The organism is Neobacillus sedimentimangrovi (assembly GCF_010614825.1).
In the GTDB taxonomy this organism is placed as follows: domain Bacteria; phylum Bacillota; class Bacilli; order Bacillales; family Cytobacillaceae; genus Neobacillus; species Neobacillus thermocopriae.
Genome location: NZ_JAAFZF010000022.1, coordinates 22,100 through 47,812 on the forward strand (window position 1 = coordinate 22,100; position 25,713 = coordinate 47,812).

The 25,713-nt window shown below is 36.1% G+C and carries 30 protein-coding genes; 28 read left to right on the plus strand and 2 right to left on the minus strand.

The window, feature by feature from the left end; genetic code table 11:
- Positions 1–28: 28 nt before the first annotated feature.
- The 8 genes from GZA11_RS09130 (at position 29) to GZA11_RS09165 (ending at position 6,031) form a co-directional block, all read left to right on the plus strand.
- Positions 29–589, plus strand: coding sequence for a ReoY family proteolytic degradation factor (locus GZA11_RS09130; RefSeq protein WP_038535850.1), 561 nt, complete (start codon positions 29–31; stop codon positions 587–589).
- Positions 590–921: 332 nt separating this feature from the next.
- Complete coding sequence (locus GZA11_RS09135; protein ID WP_163183550.1) at positions 922–1,386, plus strand: YpiF family protein; 465 nt, start codon at positions 922–924, stop codon at positions 1,384–1,386.
- Positions 1,387–1,527: 141 nt separating this feature from the next.
- The gene (locus GZA11_RS09140) at positions 1,528–2,034 is read left to right on the plus strand and encodes a QcrA and Rieske domain-containing protein (RefSeq protein ID WP_038535846.1); all 507 of its coding nucleotides are present in this window, start codon (positions 1,528–1,530) and stop codon (positions 2,032–2,034) included.
- A gap of 3 nt (positions 2,035–2,037) precedes the next feature.
- Entirely contained in the window at positions 2,038–2,712 is a 675-nt protein-coding gene (gene qcrB / locus GZA11_RS09145; RefSeq protein WP_038535845.1) for a menaquinol-cytochrome c reductase cytochrome b subunit, read from the plus strand.
- A 62-nt stretch (positions 2,713–2,774) separates the two neighbouring features.
- A complete protein-coding gene (locus GZA11_RS09150) occupies positions 2,775–3,548 on the plus strand; it encodes a menaquinol-cytochrome c reductase cytochrome b/c subunit (RefSeq protein WP_038535843.1) in 774 nt (257 codons plus the stop codon).
- A 297-nt stretch (positions 3,549–3,845) separates the two neighbouring features.
- Positions 3,846–4,439, plus strand: a complete 594-nt coding sequence (gene lhaT / locus GZA11_RS09155; protein ID WP_163183551.1) for a lipoprotein heptaprenylglyceryl N-acetyltransferase LhaT — start codon at positions 3,846–3,848, stop codon at positions 4,437–4,439.
- A gap of 58 nt (positions 4,440–4,497) precedes the next feature.
- A complete protein-coding gene (ypjB, locus tag GZA11_RS09160; protein WP_231314929.1) occupies positions 4,498–5,292 on the plus strand; it encodes a sporulation protein YpjB in 795 nt (264 codons plus the stop codon).
- Positions 5,293–5,350: 58 nt separating this feature from the next.
- Entirely contained in the window at positions 5,351–6,031 is a 681-nt protein-coding gene (locus GZA11_RS09165) for a zinc metallopeptidase (protein WP_204317761.1), read from the plus strand.
- 30 nt (positions 6,032–6,061) lie between these two features.
- Here the strand turns inward: GZA11_RS09165 and GZA11_RS09170 are convergent, their stop codons facing one another.
- Positions 6,062–6,934: a YitT family protein gene (locus GZA11_RS09170; RefSeq protein ID WP_163183552.1), complete on the minus strand. Its 873-nt coding sequence runs from the start codon at positions 6,932–6,934 to the stop codon at positions 6,062–6,064.
- A gap of 165 nt (positions 6,935–7,099) precedes the next feature.
- On the opposite strand from GZA11_RS09170, the gene GZA11_RS09175 reads away from it, so the two are divergent.
- The 18 genes from GZA11_RS09175 to GZA11_RS09260 all read left to right on the plus strand — a co-directional run bounded on the left by GZA11_RS09175 (position 7,100) and on the right by GZA11_RS09260 (position 22,980).
- Complete coding sequence (locus tag GZA11_RS09175) at positions 7,100–7,447, plus strand: nucleotide pyrophosphohydrolase (protein ID WP_038535838.1); 348 nt, start codon at positions 7,100–7,102, stop codon at positions 7,445–7,447.
- A gap of 1 nt (position 7,448) precedes the next feature.
- Positions 7,449–8,255, plus strand: coding sequence for a 4-hydroxy-tetrahydrodipicolinate reductase (dapB, locus tag GZA11_RS09180; protein WP_038535836.1), 807 nt, complete (start codon positions 7,449–7,451; stop codon positions 8,253–8,255).
- Positions 8,256–8,266: 11 nt separating this feature from the next.
- A complete protein-coding gene (mgsA, locus tag GZA11_RS09185) occupies positions 8,267–8,686 on the plus strand; it encodes a methylglyoxal synthase (RefSeq protein ID WP_163183553.1) in 420 nt (139 codons plus the stop codon).
- A complete protein-coding gene (gene bshB1, locus GZA11_RS09190) occupies positions 8,676–9,383 on the plus strand; it encodes a bacillithiol biosynthesis deacetylase BshB1 (protein ID WP_163183554.1) in 708 nt (235 codons plus the stop codon). The genes mgsA and bshB1 overlap by 11 nt, the downstream gene beginning before the upstream one ends.
- A gap of 2 nt (positions 9,384–9,385) precedes the next feature.
- Positions 9,386–10,513, plus strand: a complete 1,128-nt coding sequence (gene bshA / locus GZA11_RS09195; RefSeq protein ID WP_038535830.1) for an N-acetyl-alpha-D-glucosaminyl L-malate synthase BshA — start codon at positions 9,386–9,388, stop codon at positions 10,511–10,513.
- Between the two features lie 9 nt (positions 10,514–10,522).
- Complete coding sequence (locus GZA11_RS09200) at positions 10,523–11,722, plus strand: CCA tRNA nucleotidyltransferase (protein ID WP_038535829.1); 1,200 nt, start codon at positions 10,523–10,525, stop codon at positions 11,720–11,722.
- A complete protein-coding gene (locus GZA11_RS09205; protein ID WP_038535827.1) occupies positions 11,707–12,696 on the plus strand; it encodes a biotin--[acetyl-CoA-carboxylase] ligase in 990 nt (329 codons plus the stop codon). The genes GZA11_RS09200 and GZA11_RS09205 overlap by 16 nt, the downstream gene beginning before the upstream one ends.
- Positions 12,697–12,932: 236 nt before the next feature.
- A complete protein-coding gene (panB, locus tag GZA11_RS09210) occupies positions 12,933–13,769 on the plus strand; it encodes a 3-methyl-2-oxobutanoate hydroxymethyltransferase (protein ID WP_163183555.1) in 837 nt (278 codons plus the stop codon).
- Positions 13,766–14,614: a pantoate--beta-alanine ligase gene (gene panC, locus GZA11_RS09215; protein WP_038535824.1), complete on the plus strand. Its 849-nt coding sequence runs from the start codon at positions 13,766–13,768 to the stop codon at positions 14,612–14,614. Before panB ends, panC begins: the two co-directional genes overlap by 4 nt.
- Before the next feature lie 23 nt (positions 14,615–14,637).
- Complete coding sequence (gene panD / locus GZA11_RS09220; RefSeq protein WP_163183556.1) at positions 14,638–15,021, plus strand: aspartate 1-decarboxylase; 384 nt, start codon at positions 14,638–14,640, stop codon at positions 15,019–15,021.
- A gap of 366 nt (positions 15,022–15,387) precedes the next feature.
- Positions 15,388–18,189 (plus strand): ATP-dependent DNA helicase DinG, encoded by a 2,802-nt coding sequence (gene dinG, locus GZA11_RS09225; protein ID WP_163183557.1) that lies wholly within the window; start codon positions 15,388–15,390, stop codon positions 18,187–18,189.
- Between the two features lie 48 nt (positions 18,190–18,237).
- Positions 18,238–19,089 carry a ComEC/Rec2 family competence protein gene (locus GZA11_RS09230; protein ID WP_038535817.1) on the plus strand — a complete coding sequence of 284 codons (852 nt, stop codon included), beginning with the start codon at positions 18,238–18,240 and terminating at the stop codon, positions 19,087–19,089.
- Positions 19,090–19,205: 116 nt separating this feature from the next.
- A complete protein-coding gene (locus tag GZA11_RS09235) occupies positions 19,206–19,376 on the plus strand; it encodes a YpmA family protein (protein ID WP_081905043.1) in 171 nt (56 codons plus the stop codon).
- A 12-nt stretch (positions 19,377–19,388) separates the two neighbouring features.
- Positions 19,389–19,862: a cell wall elongation regulator TseB-like domain-containing protein gene (locus tag GZA11_RS09240; RefSeq protein WP_038535816.1), complete on the plus strand. Its 474-nt coding sequence runs from the start codon at positions 19,389–19,391 to the stop codon at positions 19,860–19,862.
- 26 nt (positions 19,863–19,888) lie between these two features.
- Positions 19,889–21,079, plus strand: a complete 1,191-nt coding sequence (locus tag GZA11_RS09245; RefSeq protein ID WP_038535814.1) for a pyridoxal phosphate-dependent aminotransferase — start codon at positions 19,889–19,891, stop codon at positions 21,077–21,079.
- A 126-nt stretch (positions 21,080–21,205) separates the two neighbouring features.
- Positions 21,206–21,904 carry a DnaD domain-containing protein gene (locus GZA11_RS09250; protein ID WP_038535812.1) on the plus strand — a complete coding sequence of 233 codons (699 nt, stop codon included), beginning with the start codon at positions 21,206–21,208 and terminating at the stop codon, positions 21,902–21,904.
- A 64-nt stretch (positions 21,905–21,968) separates the two neighbouring features.
- Entirely contained in the window at positions 21,969–22,634 is a 666-nt protein-coding gene (gene nth, locus GZA11_RS09255) for an endonuclease III (RefSeq protein WP_163183558.1), read from the plus strand.
- Positions 22,627–22,980 (plus strand): YpoC family protein, encoded by a 354-nt coding sequence (locus tag GZA11_RS09260; RefSeq protein ID WP_051968177.1) that lies wholly within the window; start codon positions 22,627–22,629, stop codon positions 22,978–22,980. The genes nth and GZA11_RS09260 overlap by 8 nt, the downstream gene beginning before the upstream one ends.
- Positions 22,981–23,072: 92 nt before the next feature.
- Here the strand turns inward: GZA11_RS09260 and recU are convergent, their stop codons facing one another.
- Positions 23,073–23,681, minus strand: a complete 609-nt coding sequence (gene recU, locus GZA11_RS09265) for a Holliday junction resolvase RecU (protein WP_231314934.1) — start codon at positions 23,679–23,681, stop codon at positions 23,073–23,075.
- 187 nt (positions 23,682–23,868) lie between these two features.
- On the opposite strand from recU, the gene GZA11_RS09270 reads away from it, so the two are divergent.
- Together GZA11_RS09270 and GZA11_RS09275 are read left to right on the plus strand one after the other, a co-directional pair.
- Positions 23,869–24,846: a DUF2515 family protein gene (locus GZA11_RS09270; protein WP_038535807.1), complete on the plus strand. Its 978-nt coding sequence runs from the start codon at positions 23,869–23,871 to the stop codon at positions 24,844–24,846.
- 323 nt (positions 24,847–25,169) lie between these two features.
- The gene (locus GZA11_RS09275; protein ID WP_163183560.1) at positions 25,170–25,433 is read left to right on the plus strand and encodes a hypothetical protein; all 264 of its coding nucleotides are present in this window, start codon (positions 25,170–25,172) and stop codon (positions 25,431–25,433) included.
- Positions 25,434–25,713 lie beyond the last annotated feature (280 nt).

The following is a 25,713-nucleotide window of genomic DNA, read 5'->3' on the forward strand; positions in this document are numbered from 1 at the left end:
CTGAATACGCAGAGGAGGGAAAAGACCAATGACAACCCCTGTTTCTGTCAACGAGAAGAAAGATTTTATTCGCTGGTTTCTAAATCATTACCAATTAAAAAGAAGAGAATGTGTTTGGATCCTTAATTATCTTATGAGCCACGACCAACTAATGGAAAAAGTTCATTTTGTTGAGCAGGCCCAGTATTGTCCAAGAGGATTAATTATGTCTACACATTGTGTCGATAAAGTCCCATTTCGGTTTTATAAAGAGAATGTAATGACGACTGATGCGGAGAAATCTTTTCATGATATTCGTCTAAATCGTGATGAAGACATTTTTATTCAGCTTAATTTTCATGCATCTCATCAAGCACATCAATATGTTGCAGTTTTAGAAGAGAATCCATACGTCCCAAAACACTTGCAAGTAAATGAGAAGGATTCAATCATTGCAGAACAGCTGCTGCAAAGCAGTATTGAGCGTTTTCAGCGTGAGAAGCTTCTTCAAATGATTGATGAGGCTCTTGATAATAATGACCGAAAAGCATTTGCCATTTTAACAGAAAAATTAAATAATCTTCCTCAATCAGAGCAAAATGGAAGCTAGCGAGAAGCCAGCTTCCTTTTTTATATGATTTAAAACATATTTTGAATTCTGGAATAATTAAGTGCTAGACCTTACGGCAGGGTGAGTTGTATCTTCACTTTAAAATCGGTCAACCTTGAATCGTCACCCGCACTTCGTGGTTCCATAATGGAACAAAGGAAGGGATTCGAATTAGCCCAATTAACACAAGACTTATAGCTTTTAGGATTACATCGTAGACTAGGCTACTTGCCCTTTTTGTATATTTCATGAAAAATTTTCAATTTATTCATCAGTAATAGGAAATAATGTTATTATAGGGATAGTGAATTTTTAAAGGTTGGTGCAAAAGGATGAAATGGATACCACAAGAGGTTGAAACCTATCTAAATGCAAAAGAATATGTAGATACTGCTCTTGTTCCATTATACTTCGTTTCTACGGGAGCAGAAATGAAGCAATCTGCAGAAGCTGCTGAATTTATTACATTACTGTCGAGCCATTTGGAAAGGCAATTCACAGGGAGAATAGTATTGTTCCCACCTTTTACCTATCTAATCAATGATGATAGTGAAAAAGTATTAAATGATTTAAAAAATTGGGAGAATACCATTTTAAAGGCTGAATTTAAACATCTTTTTTATTTGACTTCTGATATTAATTGGCGGACAAAAGAGGATAAGGTTTCAGGGTCCATTATTTGGGTTCCTTCCATTCCGCTTGAACAAATGAACGATTCGCAAAAATTAAAAATGATCGATAGTCAAACTAAACAGCTATTAGCACTTTTTACAAATAAATGGAATGAAAAAAGGTAAAACTATACATAATCTCTATTTTTAAAATAGTAATGATATTGACCTTGTCTGAAGATTGATATATCATTGTTATGTCCTAGTTTTATAAGTGTTTATTTATTGTCCGCTGGACTTAACTTCATGAATAGAGGGGGGATAATCATGAGTAAAGAGCGTGTTTCAAGACGCCAATTTTTAAGCTACACACTAACAGGTGTTGGCGGTTTCATGGCTGCAGGGATGTTAATGCCAATGGTCAGATTTGCAGTTGATCCTGTATTAAAGGCTGATGCAGGCGGTGATTTCATTGCTACACCACAAAAAGTGGCTGATATTACTGAAGAGCCAATTCGTGTGGACTTTTCCTACAAACAAAAGGATGCCTGGTACGAGTCTGAAGTAACCGAAACTGCATGGGTTTATAGGGATGAGGCAGGTAAGATTGTAGCTTTATCACCGGTTTGTAAACATTTAGGATGTACGGTAAACTTTGGAGGGGACAAAGAGCATCCTGACCAATTCTTCTGTCCATGCCATTATGGCCGTTATACGAAGGATGGTACAAATGTTCCTGGAACGCCACCATTGGCACCACTTGATGTATATCCATATAAGGAAAAAGATGGATTCCTTTATTTAGGAAAAGCTGAACCACGAAAGGAGGCGTAATCATTGTTAAACAAAATTTACGATTGGGTAGATGAGCGTTTAGATATTACGCCTTTGTGGCGCGATATCGCTGATCATGAGGTTCCAGAGCATGTTAATCCGGCGCATCATTTCTCTGCGTTCGTTTACTGTTTTGGTGGGCTAACATTTTTTGTAACAGTTATTCAAATTCTTTCTGGTATGTTCTTAACCATGTACTATGTACCAGATATTAAAAATGCATGGGAATCTGTATTCTATCTTCAAAATGAAGTTGCATTTGGACAAATTGTTCGCGGGATGCATCACTGGGGTGCAAGTCTTGTTATTGTAATGATGTTTTTACATACATTACGCGTATTTTTCCAAGGTGCTTATAAAAAGCCACGTGAATTAAACTGGATTGTCGGAGTTCTTATTTTCTTCGTCATGCTTGGATTAGGTTTAACAGGCTATCTTTTACCTTGGGATATGAAAGCGCTGTTTGCTACAAAAGTTACTTTGCAAATTGTAGAGTCAGTACCACTTATCGGACCATATTTGAAAATATTAATGGCCGGTCATGAATCGATTGTTGGTGCTCAAACATTATCTCGTTTCTTTGCAATCCACGTATTTTTCTTGCCAGCAGCTTTAATGGGATTAATGGCAGCACACTTTATTATGATTCGCAGACAAGGTATTTCCGGACCACTATGATATGAAATGAAACCGGATATTGTAAGTTTTTATCTCTACGGAAAAAGGAGGGGGATTGCTCGATGCATCGCGGTAAAGGTATGAAGTTTGTAGGTGATTCTCGTGTTTTAGCGCGTGAATCTCGAAAACCAATGCTTCCAAAGGACTACTCAGAGTACCCTGGCAAGACAGAAGCATTCTGGCCAAACTTTCTATTGAAAGAATGGATGATTGGGGCAGTATTCCTTGTTGGATTTTTATGTCTAACAGTTGCACATCCAAGTCCGCTTGAACGGATTGCAGATCCTACAGATACAGGTTACATTCCATTACCAGACTGGTATTTCTTATTCTTATATCAATTATTGAAGTATTCGTATGCGTCAGGTCCGTATACTGTAATCGGAGCTATGGTTATTCCAGGTCTTGCTTTTGGAGGATTATTATTGGCTCCATTTATTGACCGCGGTCCAGAACGAAGAGCAAGCAAACGACCATTAGCTACTGGATTTATGCTTTTGGCTCTTGCTGCTATCACATTCTTGACTTGGCAGTCTGTTGTTACACATGACTGGGAAGCGGCAAAACGCCAAGGTCAAATTGTGGAACAAGTAGAAATTGATAAGTCAAGTGAAGGCTATAAAATTGCTAGCGAAAACACATGTATTACCTGTCATGGTGATAACCTTCAAGGTGGAGCTGGTGCACCGCCATTAACTAATACAGGATTGAGTGCGGAAGAAATTGCAAAAATTGCCAAAAATGGTAAAGGTTCAATGCCAGCCGGTATCTTTAAAGGCGATGATGAACAGCTTAAAAAGCTTTCTGAATTCATTGCAGGTCTTGGTAAAGAATAAATGATTGTGAAAAGCTGACGAAAGACGTCAGCTTTTTTATTAATAAAATTTATAGTTATATTTTCGACTTGGAGAATGGTCTGTCGCAAGTGCCCAATCGGAAAATGACTTCTCTCTTTGCTTCCGGTTAGTATCGAATTACATCCATCTCATCAATGATTTTTTTCTCAGTGAGAGTGCTCCTCATGGAATACGGAAGTATAAGAATGACAAGACAAATAGAGAGAGCTTTTGGAGGAGCCATATGGGCACTTGCACTTTTCTCATCTATTAGCAATTGACGAAAGGAGAGTCATTGTGCGCTCAATCTATCCGCTCTTAGCAAATCGGTCCATTCTTCAACTTTTGTTAGTGATTAATATTGTTGGTACTGTTTATGGTTATTATTGGTATGGTTGGCAGCTAAAAGAGACACCATGGATTTTTCTTGCTTTTGTACCGGACAGTCCGACAGCAAGTTTATTTTTTGTACTTGTACTATTAGCCTTTTTATTGAATAAATGTTGGCCATTAATTGAGGCTTTGGCGATGGTTACACTGTTTAAGTATGGCATTTGGGCAGTAGTCATGAACATCCTTGTCTTTATTGTTCAAGGAGAATTGGATTGGGCTGGCTATATGTTAATTGGTTCACATCTCGCTATGGCTGTCCAGGGTATATTATATGCCCCCTTTTACCGCTTTAGACTGAGGCATTTGGTGATTGCTGGAATATGGACACTTCACAATGATGTAATTGATTATGTCTTTTTAATGCTTCCGAGATATCACATGCTTGATCAATTTATACCACAAATAGGCTATTTTACTTTCTGGCTGTCGATTGTTTCAATCGGTTTGGCCTATTACTGTTGCATTCATGCAAATAGTTTAAAGCTTGATATAAATTAATGGTCTAACCTTGTCCACCCTTTCATACATTTTAATAGTAAAGAAAGGGGGACAAGATGTGAAACTGAGGCAGTTCCTTTTATTTGTCATGATTATTCTACTTATTCCATTTTCAGTATATGCAGAGACACAAACACCGCTGGAGAAGCTAGATGATATATCAGATGAAGCTCTCCAAATGGTTAAATTTCATAGATATGAAGATGCGAAAAAATTGCTAGAATATTTTTCTGATCAATTTCAAATTTTTACAGGATCAACGCAGCCTTTATCTGTGGATGAGGTAAGAATTATTCATACTTCGCATGATGAGGCAATGGAAGCAGCAGTTAGTCCGAATATGAAACATGAGGAGCGAATTCAGAAACTGACTAAATTCCGTCTTGTCATGGATGCCATCGCTACCAGTCATCAGCCTTTATGGACAGAAATGGAAAATCAAATTATGACTACGTTTCATCAAGCAAAGCAAGCTGCACGTAATGGTGATTCATCGCATTTTCATTCGAAATTTAATCAATTTTTATCCCTTTATAATATAATATACCCTAGTATGAAAATTGACGTACCGGTGGAAAATATACAGAGATTAGATGCACGTATCAAATTTATCGATGAATATCGTTCAGAAGTATTGAATAATTTAGACGGTCAGCAGGAGCTTGATAAGCTAGATTCTGATTTAAAAAATCTTTTTGCTAACATTGAAGATGATGAGGCCGATCCATCTTTATGGTGGGTAATCATTTCAACAGGTAGTATTATAATCATGACACTTTCCTATGTAGGCTGGAGAAAATATCAAGGTGAAAAGGAATTGAGAAAAGATCGGTCAAGGGAGCATAAAGATTGAGACGTCAATTCGGCATCCAGCTGGATCGTCATCAAGAGCTGAATAGGAGGTTTCAATAATGGGATTTTTGCTATATTTTGCAATAATTGTTCTAATACCTTTATGGGCACAATTTAGGGTGAAAAATACGTATGCTAAATATTCTCGAGTACCTTCCTCTACCTATCGAACAGGTGCTGAAGTTGCTAGAGAAATTTTGAATGCTAATGGTTTATATCATGTAAATGTAGAACAGGGACATGGTTATTTAAGTGATCATTATGATCCACGTTCCAAAACTGTTCGACTTTCGCCAGAAAATTATCATGGACATTCCATCGCCGCTGCTGCTGTTGCAGCGCATGAAGTTGGACATGCAATTCAGGATGCAGAGGGATACGCATTTTTACGCTTTAGACATGCCCTTGTCCCTGTAGCCAATTTTGGTTCAAATGTTTCTTGGATTCTAATTATGATTGGTATTTTTGCTCAGTTGAGCGGGATGCTATTATTGGGAATAATTTTTATGGCGGCGGCTGTGCTTTTTCAAGTGATTACATTACCAGTTGAATTTAATGCCTCAAATCGGGCAATGAATCAAGTCGTTTCTTTAGGGCTAGTGGCAAATAAGGAAGAAGGGGAAGCGAGAAAAGTACTGAATGCCGCGGCACTAACGTATGTGGCCGCAGCTGCTGTAGCTGTACTTGAATTATTGAGACTAGTTCTTATATACACTGGAATGACTCGGAGTGAAGATTAAAAAAAGCAATGTCGCTTGACATTGCTTTTTTTAATCGGTAATCGGCATTTTATTTTCATCAAGTGTAAAACCTTCACCTTGAACATCGTGTACGACAGAAATAGATACGAATGCATGTGGATCAATGGAAGTAATGATATTTTTTAAACGGGTGAGTTCGTTTTTTGCCACAACACAATATAATACATCCTTATCATTTTTTGTATAAGAGCCATATCCTCTTAGGGCAGTTACCCCTCTTTCCATGTCTTTCATAATCTTTTGTGCAATATCTTCATTTTTCTCCGAAATGATTAAGGCGCCTCTTGCTGTATAGGCACCCTCCTGAATAAAGTCAATGACCCGAGCTCCAACAAATACCGCAACAAGTGTATACATAGCCTCTTTATATTCTAAATATGTAAGTAAAGATAGCGTGATTACAGCGGTATCAAATATTAGCATGGTCTTTCCGATATTCCAGCCAACGTATTTTTGTACGAGTCTGGCGATAATATCTACCCCTCCTGTTGTACCACCAAACCGAAAAATGATACCTAATCCAATTCCGGCAAAAACACCCGCAAAAAGAGCTGCCAATGTTAAATCATCTTTTAAAGGCATCTCAATGGTATACCGTTGAAAAATCCAAAGAAAAATAGAGACACTCATTGTTCCAATTATGGTATATAAAAAAACATTTCTTCCTAGGAGTTTCCAACCAATTAAAAATAATGGAATATTCAAAAGCAGATTGGTGTAAGATGGATCAAAATTCCATAAAAAGTATAGTAATAATGTAATTCCTGTAAATCCACCTTCTGCCAATTTGTTTTGCATATTGAAATGGACAAGTCCAAAGGAAAAAACTGCCGCTCCCAAAAGAATAAAAAATATATTTTTAATCTTCATTCCAAATATCATAATCATTCCTCCTCTTCCATATTTTCTCTTTCATGGCGGAAATTATTATATCGAATAAAAAGAATAAGAGCAATCTGTGATGAATGGTTTACTGAAACGAAAACATTTGTAAAACCTTTATATTTTAGCTAACATGTAAATAGATTTTTTAGCGGGGTGATAATGATGGCGAAGGAGAAAGCCATGAAAGAACTTCAAAAAGAAGTAGATGAATATATTAGCCAATTTAAAGAGGGATATTTCAGCCCCTTGGCAATGCTTGCTAGGCTTACAGAGGAACTAGGGGAGCTTGCTAGAGAAATAAACCATTACTATGGTGAAAAACCTAAGAAGTCTACAGAAACGGAGAAGGCTATTGAAGAGGAGCTTGGTGACCTCCTATTCGTCCTAATCTGTCTTGCAAATTCTTTGCAGATTGATTTAGAAGAAGCCCATGATCTAGTAATGAACAAATTTAGAACAAGAGATAAAAATAGGTGGACAAGAAAAACTCAGGAAGATAGGAGTGTATAGGATGGAAACAATTAAAATAATTATTGCCGGTCCACGCGGTCGAATGGGTAGTGAAGCAGTAAAACTGGTGGAGAACACAGAACATTTTGAGTTAATCGCTGCAGTAGACTATAAACATGACGGGATGATGCTGAGTGATTTACCGGGATTTCAATCCATCATACATAGCGTACCAGTCTTTTCGGATATCGAAAAATGTCTCCAGCACGTCAAAGCAGATGTGTTAATTGATTTAACTACACCGGAAGTTGGAATGTATCATGCAAAAACGGCCCTTGAATATAATGTTCGCCCTGTTGTGGGAACAACCGGTTTTACGAAGAAAGATTTGGAAGAACTAGAACGTATTTGTAATGAAAAAGAATTAGGATGTATTATTGCCCCAAACTTTGCAATTGGAGCCATTCTAATGATGAAATTCTCACAAATGGCGGCAAAATATTTTAATGATGTGGAGATTATCGAGCTCCATCATGATCAGAAGTTAGATGCTCCTTCCGGTACTGCCGTTAAAACAGCTGAGATGATTTCTGCAGTGAGGGAACGAAAGAAGCAAGGTCATCCTAACGAGAAGGAAACAATCGATGGGGCAAGAGGTGCATTGTATGATGGAATGCATATTCATTCTGTTCGTTTGCCTGGTTTAATTGCCCATCAACAGGTTTTATTCGGAGCTGATGGACAAACCTTAACAATTCGTCATGATTCGTATCATCGGGGCTCCTTTATGTCAGGGATCAAGATTGCAGTGGAAACGGTCGTAAAAAACAATAGTTTCGTCTATGGGCTTGAAAATATATTAGATTAGGAGTCAATTATATGATTATTGCATTAATTGCACATGATAAGAAGAAAAATGACTTGGTACAATTTGTAACCGCCTATCAGAATATTTTTGTCAAGCATACATTATATGCAACAGGAACGACAGGTAAAAGAATAAGTGAGGCAACTGGTTTACCTATTACTCGATTCCAATCAGGTCCACTCGGTGGCGATCAGGAAATAGGAGCGATGATTGCAAAAAATCAAATGGATGCCGTTTTCTTTTTCCGTGATCCCTTAACTGCCCAGCCACATGAGCCAGACGTAACGGCTTTAGTTCGTTTATGTGATGTTTATTCTATTCCACTAGCTACAAATATGGGGACGGCAGAGTTATTAATTAGAGGAATGGAATTAGGTATGCTTGATTGGAGAAATGTTATAAAAGAAAATGGTGAGGTTAATGAAGGATAATTCTTTACACATACTTGCTTTTGGAGCCCATGCCGATGATGTCGAAATTGGCATGGCAGGCACCATTGCAAAATATGTCTCGAAAGGAATGCGTGTGGGAATTTGTGATTTAACGGATGCTGAGCTTTCTTCAAATGGGACTGTATTATTAAGAAAAGAAGAAGCTACTCGTGCCTCAGAAATATTGGGAGTATCCATGAGAACTTCACTTGGTTTTCCAGATAGGGGATTATATATTAAGGATGAATACATAAGAAAAATTGTGAATGTCATTCGAATTTATAAGCCAAAGGTGGTATTTGCCCCTTATCATGAAGACCGTCATCCCGATCATGGGAATTGTGCTCGCCTAGTTGAGGAAGCTGTTTTTTCAGCAGGAATAAAAAACTTTCAAACAGATTTTAATGAACCGCATCGGGTCGAAAGAATTTATTTTTATATGATAAATGGTTTCCATAAACCGGATTTTACAATTGATATTACACAATTTATTGATAAAAAGTTAGCTGCTTTAAGAGCATATAAAAGTCAATTTGTAATGGCTGATGACAGTGTTCAAACTCCTCTTGTAAATGGATATATAGAAACAGTGGAAGCAAGAGAAAGAATGTTTGGCAAACTAGTCGGCACAGCTTTTGCAGAAGGTTTTAAAACAAAAGTTCCTATTCTTTTAGAGCATGATTTGATAGGAGATTAAATATGAGAAAACTTAAAATTGGGATTACTTGCTATCCTACAGTGGGCGGTTCTGGTGTAGTGGCAACAGAATTAGGGAAAATGCTGGCGGAAAGGGGCCATGAAATACATTTTATTTCATCGAGTCTCCCTTTTCGTTTAAATAAAATCTATCATAATATTTATTATCATCAAGTGGAGGTAAACCAATATTCTGTTTTTCAGTATCCGCCATATGACATTGCACTGGCAAGCAAGATGGCAGAAGTAGCTAATCGAGAAAAATTAGATATATTACATGTCCATTATGCTATTCCACATGCTGTCTGTGCTATATTAGCTAAACAAATGGCTGGCCGCGATTTAAAAATTGTTACAACACTACATGGCACTGATATTACTGTATTGGGCTATGACCCATCACTTACTGAGGCAATTAAGTTTGGCATTGAAAAATCGGATATGGTTACAGCCGTTTCGAATGCTCTAGTTAAGGAGACTTATGAATTAATCAATCCCGATAAACAGATCGAAACGATTTATAATTTTATTGATGATCGAATCTATCGAAAAAGTGATGCGAACCATTTAAAAAAGGAATTTGGAATAAAGGAAAAAGAAAAAGTAATTATTCACGTATCCAATTTCCGTGCAGTTAAACGTGTACCAGACGTTGTTAAATCGTTTGCCAATATTTCTGCTGTCATGCCGGCAAAATTGCTCTTGGTCGGAGATGGGCCGGAAATGACAATTGTTTGCAAAATGACTAAGCAGCTTGGATTAGAAGATCAAGTCATGTTTCTTGGGAAGCAAGAAAACTTGGAGGAATTATATTCAATTAGTGACTTAATGCTGTTATTATCTGAAAAGGAAAGTTTTGGTCTGGCAGTATTGGAGGCGATGGCTTGCGGTGTTCCTTGCATTGGAACAAATATTGGCGGAATACCGGAAGTTATTGAACACGGAAATACGGGTTATATATGTGAATTAGGAGATATTGAGGATATTTCCAATAAAGCTATTGCATTGTTGAATGATCAAAATTTACATCAGCAATTTTCAATTAATGCCCAAGAGGCAGTAGCATCAAGGTTTAAGACCGAACGAATTGTTGAACAATATGAAGAGCTATATTTTAAGCTTTTGAAATAAGGTGAAATTATGATTGAGCCCTTTTTATCGGCAATTCCTATATTAAAAAAACTAGAAGATGCAGGTTTTGAAGCCTACTTCGTTGGTGGCTCTGTAAGGGATTATTTGTTAAATAAACCGATCAGTGATGTAGATATTGCTACATCGGCTACTCCCCAAGAAGTTAAGGCTATATTCCCGAAGTCAGTGGATATAGGAATTGAACATGGTACTGTTCTGATAATCCACAATCATCAATCTTATGAAGTAACAACTTTTAGAATGGAAGGGGAATATCAGGACTATCGCAGGCCGAAAGAGGTATCATTTATTCGTAACTTGAAAGAAGACCTCGAACGAAGAGATTTTACTATGAATGCCATTGCGATGGACCGGAACGGAAGGTTAATTGATCCTTTTAACGGGCAGGAAGCAATTAAACAAAAAATAATAAAAACAGTGGGTCTTGCAACCGATCGTTTTCAGGAAGATGCTTTAAGAATGATGAGAGCTGTCCGCTTTGTCAGCCAGCTCTCCTTTCAAATTGAGCAAGAAACGATGAAGGCACTAACTCAACTTATTCCATTGCTTGAAAAAATAGCAGTTGAAAGGAAAAGAACAGAGTTTGAAAAGCTATTAGTTGGCATTAATAGAAGAAAAGCAATTCAATTACTACTCGAAACAAATTTAGTATCTTATTTACCGGGATTAAAAAGGCAAAACAAGCAAATAGAATTATTGCATACTTTTGAATGTGAGCATCTTAATTTAAAAGAAATGTGGTCATTACTTCTATTTTGTTTAAATCATAACGGACGGTCTATTGAAACATTTTTAAGAGAATGGCGGCTACCCGTAAAAGTAATAAAAGAGATAAAACAGATTATTTTGTATTTAACAAAGCGGCTTGAACAGGAATGGACTGTCTATGATTTATTTTTAGCCGGAAGGTCCACCATTACATCTGTAGAAAAGCTTTATTTAACTATAAATAGAATAAAAGAGGAACAATCAATTCACTATTGGATTGATCAATATGACCAACTTCCTATTAAAAATAGTAAAGAGTTGGATGTAACCGGAAGTGATTTAATAGAGTGGTTCAAACAGCCAGGGGGGCCTTGGGTAAAGGAAACATTGCTGAAGATCGAGCGGGCTATAATATTCCAAAAAGTTGAGAACGAAAATAGAAAAATTAGGGAGTGGCTGATGAAGTGCAGTCAGAATTAAGAAAAAAACTGCTGGATGCCTTCACAAATTCAGGTGAATCCTACTTATCGGGGCAGTATTTAGCAGAGTTGATTGGCTGTTCTAGAACAGCTGTGTGGAAGCATATGGAAGAATTGAGAAAAGAAGGATTTGAATTAGAGGCTGTTAGAAGAAAGGGCTACCGCATCCTTAAAACTCCAGAAAAAATAACGGCAGATGAAATTTTACTAGGGTTGACAACCTCCTTCATTGGCAAGAACATTCACTATGAAGAAAGTGTGGAATCTACCCAAAAAATTGCCCATCTACTTGCCTCTAAAAATGTACCAGAGGGTACGGTTGTAATTGCCGAAGAACAAATATCAGGTAAAGGGAGAATGAGCAGAAAATGGTATTCTCCTAAATATACTGGCATATGGATGAGTTTGATTTTAAGGCCAAATATTCCGTTAACTAAAGCGCCACAGCTGACACTATTAACGGCAGTTGCAATTGTCCAGGCAATGGAAGAAATGACAGGACTTACACCTGAAATTAAATGGCCGAATGACATTTTAATGAATGGAAAAAAAATATCTGGTATCCTGACAGAATTACAGGCAGAAGCGGATAGGATTCATTCAATCATTATTGGAATGGGCATTAATGTCAATCAGAAAAAAGAGGATTTTCCTCCTGAACTCCAGGGAATCGCCAGTTCACTATTAGTTGAAAAAGGCGAGCCAATTTCTCGCGCAAACTTAATCAAAAGTATATTCAAGCATTTTGAAAAATTATATTTGCTTTACTTGGATCAAGGTTTTTTCCCGATTAAACTTTTATGGGAAGGGTACGCAGTAAGTATTGGAAAAATCATTAAGGCTAGAACATTAACCAGCACCATAGAAGGTAGAGCATTAGGTATTACGGATGATGGGGTATTAGTATTAGAAGATAGTAATGGAGTTATCCATCATATCTACTCAGCGGATATAGAGCTAAGAACGGGTAAATGAATCTTGTATAGCTTTTGTATAATTTGCTATAATTTTTTTGGGCAGTATCCTAAAGGAACTGCACCTTTTAGTGTCAAACTAAAATTAAAGGTATCTGCCTAGATCCGTTTAACGGACCGGGACAGAGGGATGGAACATGTGAAAAGAGTATGGAATCCTTCTGCCAACAGAAGGATTTTTTTATTTACTCTGTAAATTTGTTTTATCTCCTCTCCCATATTAAAGGAGGGAATTAGATGAAGCAAACAACGGATTTCTTAAAAATGAAGGAAAGAGAAGAAAAAATTGTCATGTTGACTGCCTATGACTATCCGTCTGCGAAACTAGCAGAGCAGGGCGGCGTTGACATGATTTTAGTCGGTGATTCATTGGGGATGGTCGTTCTTGGATACGATTCCACCATTCCGGTCACGTTAGAAGATATGATTCATCACGCGAAGGCTGTAAAGCGCGGAGCAAAAGACACTTTTATTGTCGTTGATATGCCATTTTTAACTTACCATTTATCTGTAAAAGAAACGTTAATCAATGCTGGAAAATTAATTCAGGAAACTGGGGCAAATGCAGTAAAATTGGAAGGAGCAGACAATGTGTTGGAACACATTGAAGCTCTGACTAACGCAGGAATTCCTGTCTGCGCTCATCTTGGGTTAACACCCCAGTCTGTCGGTATATTGGGTGGATATAAGGTACAAGGAAAAGACGCAGAGGCTGCAAAAAAATTAATGGAAGATGCTAAAAAATGTGAAGAAGCAGGCGCCTTTGCACTTGTATTGGAATGCGTACCTAAACAAATTGCCGCAACAATCACCAATTCTTTATCCATTCCGGTCATTGGAATTGGTGCGGGAATGGATGTCGATGGTCAGGTACTGGTTTATCATGATATTCTCGGTTATGGAGTGGATCGCGTTCCTAAATTTGTGAAGCAATATCATTCCATCAATCCGTTCATCATAGAATCGATTCAAGCTTATATAGCGGATGTTAGAAATAAACAGTTCCCAGAGGAAAAGCATACCTTTACGATGAAGGAAGAGGAACTTAAGGTACTATATGGAGGTCGGGAATGAAGGTTATAACAACAATAAAGGAAATGCAGGAGGAAATCTTAAAAATAAAAAGCCAAGGAAAATCAATTGGTTTTGTACCAACGATGGGCTTCTTGCATGAAGGTCATTTAACATTAATTCAGAATGCTAGAAAAGAAAATGATATCGTCGCTTTAAGTATCTTTGTTAATCCCCTGCAATTTGGACCTAAGGAAGACTTTTCTACCTATCCGAGGGATTTCGAACGTGATCGAACATTGGCAGAAGCTGAACAAGTGGACTATCTTTTTTATCCATCGGTGGAAGAAATGTATCCTAGTGAACCATCTGTAAAAGTAGTAGTACGCGATAGAACGGATGTACTATGCGGGAAATCACGTCCTGGACATTTTGACGGAGTCGCTACCGTTTTAACAAAGCTTTTTCATATCATTATGCCAACGAGAGCTTATTTTGGGAAAAAGGATGCTCAACAAGTTGCGGTTGTCGAAGGGTTAATTTCAGATTTTAACTTCCCAATTGAGTTAAAAGCGATTGACATTGTTCGGGAAAAAGATGGACTTGCTAAAAGTTCACGAAATGTCAACTTGTTGCCAGAGGAAAGAAAACAGGCAACTGTCCTATATAAGAGTTTAATAACAGCGAAGCAAGCAATCGAGAATGGGGAACGAAATCCTTCTGTTGTAACCGAAATAATTAAAGAGATGATCCATAGGGAATGTACAGGGGAAATTGATTATGTTGACATATATTCCTATCCCGAGTTAAAACCATTGGAAAAATTAGATGGTAGGATTATCATTGCGATTGCTGTAAAATTTACTAAGGTTCGTCTAATTGACAATTTGATTATGGATATTAAGTAGATAATAGAGGAGGAACAGAATAGATGTTTCGCCACATGATGAATGGGAAGATTCACCGTGCTACTGTGACAGACGCCAATTTAAACTATGTAGGTAGTATTACTATAGATGAAGATATTTTAGACGCGGTTGGTATGGTTGCAAATGAAAAAGTACAAATTGTAAATAATAATAATGGAGCACGCCTTGAAACCTATATCATCCCAGGAGAACGAGGCAGTGGTGTTATTTGTTTAAATGGTGCGGCAGCCCGGCTTGTTCAAAAAGGTGATATTGTTATTATTATTTCTTATGCACTAGTTCCAGAGGAAAAAATACACACGCATACTCCAAAAGTTGCAATTATGGATGAAAACAACAAAATTAAAGAACTGATTGAAGCAGAACCAGCCTTGACAGTTATGTAGAATGAATCCCCGATTTTTCGGGGATTTTTCTAATAAGAAGTATATTTTTTTTGACTTAAGATATGTCTATCGTGAGCTCCTAGTTGAGAGAGGCTACGACTTCAATTACGTACGTATCACCTTCGGATTTATTTTCTATGTTAGCGGGCTCAAAAGGAATATTCTTTAGAATTTGAATTGCTTTTGAAGTGATTTCATTTGGGAGAATGTCAAACGTTTGCTAACTAGGGAGCTTATCTTTTCTAAACTTTTTTATCTATTTTATTTTCAAAGGGATCCTGTTATTGGAACCATTCAACAAACAATTGTTTTCTTTTTAATCATTTTGTGATACCGTTTAAGGAACGAAACTTTGGGGTGTTTGTAATGTCAAACAAATTTGTTGTCGTTGATTTAGAAACTACAGGGAATCTTCCAAAAAAAGGGGACAGAATTATTCAATTTGCCGCTGTTGTTATAGAAAACGGAGAAATAACAGAAAGATTTTCATCATTAGTCAATCCCCAAAAGCCGATTCCTGTTTTTATAGAAGAATTAACCGGAATTAATGATGAGATGGTTAAAAATGCACCCATTTTTTCTGAAATCGCGCCTAAAATAATGGATTTACTAGAAGGGGCATATTTTGTTGCTCATAATATTTTATTCGATTTATCCTTTTTACAAGAAGAATTAATTCGGGCAGGATATGAAGGATTTTTTGGGCCGGTCCTCGATACTGTTGAAATGGCCCGAATATTATTTCCCACATCTGACAGCTATAAGCTCTCAGACCTTGCGGTAAAAGAAAATCTCCATCATGATCGTCCACATCAGGCGGATAGTGATGCAGAGGTTACTGCTGAATTATTTTTAATATTATTAAGAAAATTATCTAACCTTCCAATGATTACTTTACGACAGTTATTGCCATTATCTGGTGGATTAAAGAGCGATTTGCAACTGTTTCTTGAAGAATTATTGGAGACTTTGGTTGATAGGGAAGATGTCTTGTCTGACTCTGTTGAAATATTTCAAGGCCTTGCCTTAAGAAAAACTGCTATTAAAACGGAAACAAAGAGTTCTCCTGAAAATCAACCATACCCAGAAAATGAGGGTGCCAAGGTAAAGTTTTTAGAAAACGGAATGGATGGATTTGAAAAAAGAATAAGGCAGTTTGAAATGATGGATGCTGTCTATTATACGTTCCAAAATGAAAAACATACTTTAATAGAGGCGGGGACTGGTGTAGGGAAATCACTCGGCTATCTGTTTCCAGCTGCGTATATTGCGAAAAATCATAATCGCCCAATCGTAATCAGCACACATACTATTCAACAGCAAGAACAAATTTTAAAAAAAGAGATTCCTTTACTTAATAAAATTCTACCGTTTAATATTAAGGCTATCCTTTTAAAAGGGAGAAGTCATTACATAAACTTGGAAAGATTTCTTCAAGTCCTTCAGGAAGAAAATGATAACTATGATATTATCTTGACAAAGATGCAAATTCTTGTCTGGCTGACGGAGACCGAAACCGGTGAAAAAGACGAACTAAATTTGTCAAGCGGAGGTCTCCTTTTTTGGAATAAAATTAAGAATGACCCTGCTTTTTCTTCAACACATCAAGAATGGCGGGAATGGGATTTTTATTTAAAATCAATAAAAGAGGCTAATAAGGCAGATTTAATTATAACCAATCATTCTCTTTTACTAAGTGATATTAAAAATCAAGGATCAATATTGCCTAATTATGATTTGGTTGTGATAGATGAGGGCCACCATCTGGAAAAAGTAGCTGCACAATACTTCGGCTTTTCATTAGATTTTTTATCTACAAGAATGTTATTAAGTCAATTCGGCACCTTTGACCAAAAAGGGCTATTAAATGAATTGGAGGAAATGGTTCGCTCGATTCCTGATCGAAATGATACTCTCCTGCATCCTTTCGAGATAAATCAAATGGTTATTGACTTAAGCTATGAAGTAGATGAATTCTTTAAATTATTGGCATACTTTGCCAAAAACAAAAAAAATGATTCGAATGGGTCGTATCGCTTAAAAATTCGATTTTCTCCTTTAGATAAAAGTAAAGATAGTAAAGCTGTTTTACATAGTGCTGAAAGATGTACATTCTTGATCAAGGATTTATACAATGCTATTAACTCCCGACTTTTCTGGATCAATCAACAAAAGAGCAGTTTATCGGATTTAGAAGAGAGAAAAGTAGAAGAAATATATCAGTTCCTTAATGAACTTAATGAACTTAGGGAGGCATTGATCCATTGTTTTATACGAGAATCTAATGATGTGAAATGGATTGAGGTAGATGTCCGTACACCACAAAATGTTACTACGTTTATGGCACAGCCTGCATCTGTAGCAGCTAATCTAAGGGAAGAGTTTTTTAATAAGAAAAAAGGAGTGGTGATAACTTCCGCCACTTTAACAGTTAATAAATCGTTTAATTATTTGATAAATGAATTGGGATTGGATCCGAATCACACCTTGAAATGGATAATTCCCTCCCCTTTTGAATATAAACGGCAAGTAAGAATGATTATTCCGGATGATTTGCCAGATATTAATTCCGTAACAACTGATGAATATGTTTTTGCCATTGCAGAAAACATCATTACAATAGCAGAGGCGACAAAGGGGAGAATGCTCATTCTATTTACTGCTTTTGAAATGTTGAAAAAAACTTATGATTTAATTAAAGAAAGTGGCTTTTTGGATGACTATGTATTGATAGCTCAAGGGATTACAGCCGGTAGCAGAACAAGGTTGACGAGGAATTTTCAACGTTATGATAAAGCTATTTTACTTGGTACAAGCAGTTTCTGGGAAGGTGTTGATATACCCGGCGAAGATTTATCATGTCTTGTTATCGTGAGGCTACCATTTACCCCTCCAGATGAGCCATTAACAGAAGCGAAATGTCAATTAATCGAAAAACGGGGCGGTAATCCGTTTTATGAATATTCTTTGCCAGAAGCAGTATTACGATTTAAACAAGGTTTTGGTCGTTTAATTAGAACTGAAAAAGATAGAGGTATTGTAGTAGTATTTGATAAAAGAATTATTTCTTCAAAGTATGGTAAATGCTTCTTAAACTCGATTCCACCAATACCAATAAAAAAAGGAAAAATAGATGAATTGGTTAGGTTGATCCAATCATGGTTATGATAAATTTTGGAAGAGTACATATCCTATAGCTATATAGGAGGAATGTATATGAGAACATTGTTACTCTTATTATCGTTCTTGTTCATTGGTACATCATTTGTACAAGCTGCTCCATCCGTATCAAATAATGTAGAGAATATTGATTTAAACTTGAAAGACCATGAAATGGCTATAACGTTTATAGGATTATCTACAGGGGAAGCAACCTTAATCCAAGGGCCTAATAAAGAGGCAGTTTTAATCAATATTGGCGGAGAAGATACGGCGACAGAATTAGAGGAATGGCTAACACTTTATGATGTAAAGAAATTACAAACATTAATCCTAACAGAAGATGGATCAAACCTATCCATTCATCAAATCAATCAGTTAATTGATACTTATGATATTGAGGAAATCATTACAACTCCAAAAATAGCTAAACAGTTATTGAAGCAAGTATCATTAGCATCTAATCCTAGAGTAATTGTTTGGGGGGAAGGAGAAAGAAAGAGCTTACTACCTGACCTTACTGCTGAAGTACAATTTGCCGGTAATGAGCAAAATGAAGGATTGGATGTTTTATTAAGTTTTTTTAAACATCGAATCTTTATCATGTCTTCTTTTAGTTCGCGAGCGGAGGATGTACTATTAAAGAAAAATCTAGAGGATATTCATGTTTTTAAAGTCCCTAATAGTACAAAAAATGATTCAGTGTCCCGAAAACTGATCGATTTTTTAAATCCACAAATTGCTGTATTATTTACTCCGGAAGAGGAGCATCCTGATTCTGATATTTTGCATCATTTACATGATTCGTGGGCAGAAGTTTATTTTACTAAAAGACATGGTACAGTCACTTTGAAATTTACAGAAATGAAATATGAAATTTTTAAGATTCCTACTGGGGAAAAAGAATAATACTTGGAAAAAAATTTTTTTGAACGTGCATGTTTTTCAGCAAGTTCAAACTGAAACTGATATAATAGTGGATAGAATTTTTTATTGGATGAGTCGAAGGTTATGGAGGAATTTGGATGGAAAGTAAAATTGAAATATTATCAACTGTGAAAGTCGAGCATCATGCTGACTTATATAAAATAGTTGATTTGCTTAATCGTACCCTTAAACATAATGATTTAATGTTTGGACTTGCATTGGATCAAGAAGATAAAAATAAAGCGATATTTACTATTTATCGTACATAAGAGTGATCTTAGATGAAAAAATGGATTTTTTTATTCGTAATTTTAACGATTGCTATAATAGGATTCGGCATTAATGTTTATGTAAATGCAATGGAACCATTGAAAATTGCAGAAAAAAAAGCACTCTCCCTGGCAAAAAAAGAGACAGACATCCAAGAAGTAGAGGATTTTCATCTTTATCATGGTCAAGAGACCGTTAACGTTATTGAAGGGAAAAATAAACGTGGTGAAAGAATCATTATATGGATACCTGAAAAAAGTAAAAAAGTATTTGTAAGAAAAGCCAAGAATGGCCTTACAAAAGGGGACGCCATTCAAAAACTGCTGCAAGAAAAAAATTCGGTGGAAATCATCTCAGTGCGGTTGGGAATGGAAAAAAATATTCCATTATGGGAGATTCATTATCGTTCAAATAATAATTTAATAAATTATTATTATATTCATTTTGAAACTGGAGAATGGCTAAAAGAAATTGAAAATCTTTAGTAGAAACTAGATGGGAGGAAGAAAACATGGTAGAGCTGGCAAAAAGGGTATTGTCTCTTACACCTTCTTCAACATTGGCCATAACAGCAAAAGCAAAGGAATTAAAAGAACAAGGGAAAGATGTAATTGGATTGGGAGCTGGGGAACCTGATTTTAATACCCCACAACATATTTTGGATGCAGCTTTCCAATCTATGAATGAAGGTCATACTAAATACACGCCTTCAGCGGGACTTCCGACTTTAAAACAGGCAATTAGTAAAAAATTTGAAATGGATCAAGGTTTAATCTATGAACCAAATGAGATTATTGTGACAAATGGAGCGAAACATGCTCTTTACACATTGTTTCAAGTTTTATTAAATGACGGAGACGAGGTTATTATTCCTACTCCATATTGGGTTAGTTACCCAGAGCAAGTAAAATTGGCAGGCGGTGTTCCAGTATATATTGAAGGTTTAGAAGAAAATCAATTTAAAATTACACCGGAACAATTGAAAAAAGCCATTACCAACAAGACTAAGGCAGTCATTATTAACTCGCCAAGTAATCCTACTGGTGTTATATACACAGCAGAAGAGTTACTTGAATTGGGGAAAATTTGTCTCGAAGAAAATATTCTTATAGTTTCCGATGAAATTTATGAAAAGTTAGTTTATGGCAATGCAAAGCATGTTTCCATTGCTCAGCTTTCTCCGGAATTGAAAAAACAGACTATTATTATTAACGGTGTTTCCAAATCCCATTCGATGACAGGGTGGAGAATTGGCTATGCAGCAGGAAATTCGCAAATTATTAAGGCCATGACAAACCTCGCTAGTCACAGTACCTCAAATCCAACGACTACAGCTCAATATGCTGCCATAGCTGCTTACAATGGACCACAGGAACCTGTTGAGACCATGCGTCAGGCATTTGAGGAAAGATTAGAGATTATTTATAAAAAATTAACTGCTATTCCTGGTTTTACTTGTGTAAAGCCTCAAGGAGCCTTTTATTTGTATCCAAATGTGAAGCAGGCAGCTATAAACACAGGGTTTGAAAATGTAGATGAATTTGCTAAAGCATTACTTGTTGAGGCTAATGTCGCTGTGATTCCAGGTTCCGGTTTTGGAACCCCAGATAATATACGATTATCTTATGCAACATCTCTTGAACAACTGGAAAAAGCTATATCCAGAATTCATCAATTTGTGGAATCAAAAATGCGTGCATAAAAGTTTTTTATATTAACAAAAAGTCTGCTGCTAGCAGACTTTTTGATTTCTTTACCATAGCTGGATACCTAATGCTATTACTTAGATGGTGTGTTCATGATATACTTAACAGGAGGTGTCCAATCAATGCAAGAAAACTTATTGGCATGGCTTGAAGAAGGAAATATAACCATTCCCTCTATTTTATTTTCTGAATATCGTAATTTAAATTTAAACGAAACAGAACTCGTTCTTTTATTAAATATCCTTACCTTTTTAGAAAAAGGGAATCAATTTCCCACCCCGGAAGAACTTTCAGCACGAATGACAATTTCTACGGCAGAATGTAATGAAATTCTTAGAAGAATGATCCAACGGGGATTTTTGGAAATAATAGATGAATATTCGGCGGATGGAATACGATTTGAGAAGTATTCTATTAAGCCATTATGGGAAAGGATTGTTACACAATTTCTGTCCCAGCGTCAAAATAATCAAGCAACTACAAAAATGGCAGAAGAAACGGATTTATATACTTGCTTTGAAAAGGAATTTGGTCGTCCGTTATCACCGTTTGAATGTGAGACATTGGCCATGTGGATGGATGATGATCATCATGATCCAATCATTATCAAGGCTGCTCTACGGGAAGCTGTGATGTCTGGAAAATTAAATTTCCGTTATATTGATAGAATTCTTTTTGAATGGAAGAAAAATGGAATTAAAACAATAGAACAAGCTAAAAATCATGGGCGTAAATTCCGGCAAAAGCAATTACAAAAAACGATTTCAAAAGAAGAAATCCATCAGTCTTCCGTTCCATTTTATAACTGGCTGGAGCAATAAATAGGAAACCGTTTGACGAGAGAATCCTCTCGTTTCTTTTATGTTTAATAGGCAGGTGATATTTTTGCTGAATAATACACAAATTCGCTATTGTTTAGATCAAATAGGAGAGATGTTTCCGGATGCTCATTGCGAGCTAAATCATTCAAACCCTTTTGAATTGATTATCGCAGTCTCTTTATCTGCCCAGTGTACGGATGCCCTTGTAAATAAAGTGACAAAAGATTTATTTAAGAAATATAAAAGTCCAGAAGATTATTTAAAGGTTTCACTGGAAGAATTACAAAATGATATTCGTTCAATAGGTCTTTACCGAAACAAAGCAAAAAATATCCAAAAACTTTGTCGAATGGTGTTGGAGGAATATAATGGTGAAATTCCTGCTGACAGGGATGAATTGACAAAACTACCTGGTGTAGGAAGAAAAACCGCAAATGTAGTGGTTTCTGTTGCATTTGGAATTCCTGCCATCGCGGTGGATACCCATGTTGAGCGAGTAAGTAAGCGTCTTGGTATTTGTCGTTGGAAGGATTCTGTACTTGAGGTGGAAAAAACTTTAATGAGGAAAGTTCCGAAAGAGGAATGGTCAATAACTCACCACCGATTAATATTTTTTGGCCGTTACCATTGCAAGGCTCAAAATCCGCAGTGTCCTAGCTGTCCATTATTGGACCTTTGCAGGGAAGGGAAAAAGCGGATGAAGAAGAAGGCTGATGTAGGCTATGAATAATTCGTCAAAACAGGCATCAATAATTCTGGAAAATTGGACCAAAATAAAAACACAACTTGAGGTACTTTTTCAGGAACGAAAGCAGAAAGAAACCACCGACTTCATGCAGAAAGGTATTGAATTATTTACGAACTTTTTATATTTCACGAATGACATTGAAGAAGAAGAAAGAAATACGACCCCAATACCACAGCTGAAAATTAAGCCTGTCAATTTGGAAGAAAGGTTAAGTTTTATTAAGTCCAGACCGAATTTATATCATTCGTTCAGACAGCTTTCTGAACTAATGGGAGAACAAGAAAAGTTGTTTGCAAAGAAACTTGTTTTAAAAAAATCGTCTAAGTAGGTACTTAGACGATTTTACTATTTTTGAGCTTGTTATTAATATAAAACTAGGTCTCTTTGTTGTTCCAATTTACCTCAATAATCTTCTATTCTTTAACCTATAAAGTTATCTATTATTTTAATATAATCAATTCTTGGCTGATAACCAAGAGGAATAAAATATCCATTCTGTTTGATTTCTTCTTTTGTAATTGATTTTCTGCCTCCGTTTTTCATCCTATCCCAATATGACAATAAGTGTTTTGCTTCAAGTAAATAGATTTCATCATATATGGAGAAGCGAATGATGACAAAACAAATGCCTCCATGCTTAAGCACTTGCTCCATATGGGAAATTTGGTGTTCGTGGAAGTTTTTTAATGGAAAAGAGGTCGAATTTTTCGTTTCTTTTGCTTCAAAGTCAATGTATCTACCCTTATATACACCATTATAATCGGTTGTAGAGGCTAGTTTAAAATAGGCTTCTTTAATAACAGCAGCACTTCGTTTTGGGTAATCTACATGAACAATTTGAATCGGTGTGGGTTTTTTATGAATGACTGCAATATTTTTTTCACGATAATACTCATTCGTTTCATTTAAATCTTCTTCTAGCGTCATCCCTCTGTTACTATAAATACCTCTATCTTTACTATAAATCGATAAATTTATTTTCTGTTCTTGTTTTATGAATTTTTTACCATTTGGATAATTCATAATTATATTCACCTCTTTAAATCATACCTTATCATAACAAATCTTTGGAATAATGGGTGAATAAAATCAAACTTAAAGCGAATTTTAATAACTGAACCAAATTTGTTCATCATTAAAAGAATTCCATCAAATTAAAAAGTTTTCGATATTACCTAAAAGTCTATTTATTATTTTAAGGGTGCGAGATACATAAATGAACGATCTTACAATACAAGAACAAAACCTTATTCGTCAAATTCGTTTTGAAACTGATAAGAGAAACATGGATAATATCTCGAGGACGAATGCTTACTTTTCATATTTTAAAAATAATCGAGATATACTTTGGGCATTTCTTGCGAGCATGGTATCACGTAATGGTGGCTGGAATATGTGTGATCTTGAAGGTTCCATATTTTGTGAACTATTGGCACCTGAATATAGAAAACAGTTGTTTTTAGTGTTTGAACGAGCAAATTGGCTTATTTTTCACGATGTATACCCTCAGCTTTTGATTTATCAATATTCGACGGAAATGAAACGCCCCATGTTTCATTTATTACCATATTTTCATGTTTCTTCATTTATACAAAAGGAATGGTACAAATATTGGAAGGAAAAAGATCGTTTTAGGTTAACGACAGCTTTAATCATTAATGAACAAAATGTGATTCAAACTCCAGTTATTGACCATCCGCTATTAAAGAAAAGAGTTTTTCAATCTCTTATGTTTCAATTTCAAGATTGGTTGCATTTTAGTTGTGTATTATTTCCTACAATGGGAGGTGAAGTTTATGGTGCGAGTGTAAATGGATTTCGATCACTTTCTAAACGAATAAATTTAGGTAAGAGATTGGCTAACATCTTATTTCATCCGAGATTATTCCCACATTTCTTTGAATTTGCGGAAAAAACCTCACACACAGGATCAAGAAATGATTATGAACAATATTTCAAGGTAAAGACAGGGATAAAAACTCCAATTTTGAGAATGACGTACCCCATTATTGAGCACCACCAAAATATTTCGAATGATTGGAGTAAGAAACGAAGAGTTCCTTCCAAATGGATGAAATATCCGGTCAAACATCGGCACCCAATCCATCTAACAGACTGGTACATTGAAAAGTCTAATCAACTCATGCTTCTACTCTCATTTCATAAAGTTTTTCATCTTAAAAAATGGGAATAAAAAAGCAAGGATAAACCTTGCTTTTTACTCTGCTGGACGGTTAGGTCCTTCAAGTTTTTTATCACCATAGCCGACTCTTTTTTCTTCATTGACTGGTTGTCCTTGTTTTTTGTTTTGTTTATTTTTAGCCATTTTAACACCTCCAATTTTAGGATGTACGTAATTGTCTTTTTCATTCGATTGAATGTTTGTCGAATGAAAAATGGGGGAAATATCAGATAGGCACTTTCTTTGCCGAATAGCTTCTAGTTTTGTCAAGAGGGAAGGAAGCAAATTAGAGAAAGAGAATAATAACAATAAGAATTCACAGGGAGGGTTCAAACATGGCTGATCGTTCAATTGAAAAGGAAAAACTGTTAATTAAGTTGACGGATATTCATGATCAATTAGAAGAGTTGGAGTTTGCTCTTGAGGCTTCTTTCTCTGAACTTAGGAAAAATTTAAATAAAGAAGAGCAGGATAAATTGGCTGTTTCAAAACAAAAGCTTTCTATGCTTGAAATAAAGTTGAATGAAAATTCCATTGGAGAAGAAATCAATCGAACACCAATAGTATCACAATCATTAAATCTTGAAATGGGTTACTAATATCGATAAGATAGATAGAAAGAATAGCAGCATGGGTATCCTTGCTGCTTTTTACATGTGCGCCCGGCATGGGTGTAATCTATAGGGTGAAAGTCCCGAGCTGCGAAGGCAGAAGTAGCAGTTAGCTTAACGCAAGGGTGTCCGTGGTGACGCGGAATCTGAAGGAAGCGAGCGGCAAACTTCCGGTCTGAGGAACACGAACTTCATATGAGGCTAGGTATCACTGGGTGAGTTTGCATGACAAAACAAAGCCCTTTCTGCCGAAGGTGATACAGAGTAA

Bases quoted from the DNA above. Each gene is read 5' to 3' on its own strand.
- GZA11_RS09130 (WP_038535850.1), top strand. From the start codon at position 29: ATGACAACCCCTGTTTCTGTCAACGAGAAGAAAGATTTTATTCGCTGG.
- GZA11_RS09135 (WP_163183550.1), top strand. From the start codon at position 922: ATGAAATGGATACCACAAGAGGTTGAAACCTATCTAAATGCAAAAGAA.
- GZA11_RS09140 (WP_038535846.1), top strand. From the start codon at position 1,528: ATGAGTAAAGAGCGTGTTTCAAGACGCCAATTTTTAAGCTACACACTA.
- GZA11_RS09150 (WP_038535843.1), top strand. From the start codon at position 2,775: ATGCATCGCGGTAAAGGTATGAAGTTTGTAGGTGATTCTCGTGTTTTA.
- GZA11_RS09165 (WP_204317761.1), top strand. From the start codon at position 5,351: ATGGGATTTTTGCTATATTTTGCAATAATTGTTCTAATACCTTTATGG.
- GZA11_RS09170 (WP_163183552.1), bottom strand. From the start codon at position 6,934: ATGATATTTGGAATGAAGATTAAAAATATATTTTTTATTCTTTTGGGA.
- GZA11_RS09175 (WP_038535838.1), top strand. From the start codon at position 7,100: ATGGCGAAGGAGAAAGCCATGAAAGAACTTCAAAAAGAAGTAGATGAA.
- dapB (WP_038535836.1), top strand. From the start codon at position 7,449: ATGGAAACAATTAAAATAATTATTGCCGGTCCACGCGGTCGAATGGGT.
- mgsA (WP_163183553.1), top strand. From the start codon at position 8,267: ATGATTATTGCATTAATTGCACATGATAAGAAGAAAAATGACTTGGTA.
- bshB1 (WP_163183554.1), top strand. From the start codon at position 8,676: ATGAAGGATAATTCTTTACACATACTTGCTTTTGGAGCCCATGCCGAT.
- bshA (WP_038535830.1), top strand. From the start codon at position 9,386: ATGAGAAAACTTAAAATTGGGATTACTTGCTATCCTACAGTGGGCGGT.
- GZA11_RS09200 (WP_038535829.1), top strand. From the start codon at position 10,523: ATGATTGAGCCCTTTTTATCGGCAATTCCTATATTAAAAAAACTAGAA.
- panB (WP_163183555.1), top strand. From the start codon at position 12,933: ATGAAGCAAACAACGGATTTCTTAAAAATGAAGGAAAGAGAAGAAAAA.
- panC (WP_038535824.1), top strand. From the start codon at position 13,766: ATGAAGGTTATAACAACAATAAAGGAAATGCAGGAGGAAATCTTAAAA.
- panD (WP_163183556.1), top strand. From the start codon at position 14,638: ATGTTTCGCCACATGATGAATGGGAAGATTCACCGTGCTACTGTGACA.
- dinG (WP_163183557.1), top strand. From the start codon at position 15,388: ATGTCAAACAAATTTGTTGTCGTTGATTTAGAAACTACAGGGAATCTT.
- GZA11_RS09230 (WP_038535817.1), top strand. From the start codon at position 18,238: ATGAGAACATTGTTACTCTTATTATCGTTCTTGTTCATTGGTACATCA.
- GZA11_RS09235 (WP_081905043.1), top strand. From the start codon at position 19,206: ATGGAAAGTAAAATTGAAATATTATCAACTGTGAAAGTCGAGCATCAT.
- GZA11_RS09240 (WP_038535816.1), top strand. From the start codon at position 19,389: ATGAAAAAATGGATTTTTTTATTCGTAATTTTAACGATTGCTATAATA.
- GZA11_RS09245 (WP_038535814.1), top strand. From the start codon at position 19,889: ATGGTAGAGCTGGCAAAAAGGGTATTGTCTCTTACACCTTCTTCAACA.
- GZA11_RS09250 (WP_038535812.1), top strand. From the start codon at position 21,206: ATGCAAGAAAACTTATTGGCATGGCTTGAAGAAGGAAATATAACCATT.
- GZA11_RS09260 (WP_051968177.1), top strand. From the start codon at position 22,627: ATGAATAATTCGTCAAAACAGGCATCAATAATTCTGGAAAATTGGACC.
- GZA11_RS09270 (WP_038535807.1), top strand. From the start codon at position 23,869: ATGAACGATCTTACAATACAAGAACAAAACCTTATTCGTCAAATTCGT.
- GZA11_RS09275 (WP_163183560.1), top strand. From the start codon at position 25,170: ATGGCTGATCGTTCAATTGAAAAGGAAAAACTGTTAATTAAGTTGACG.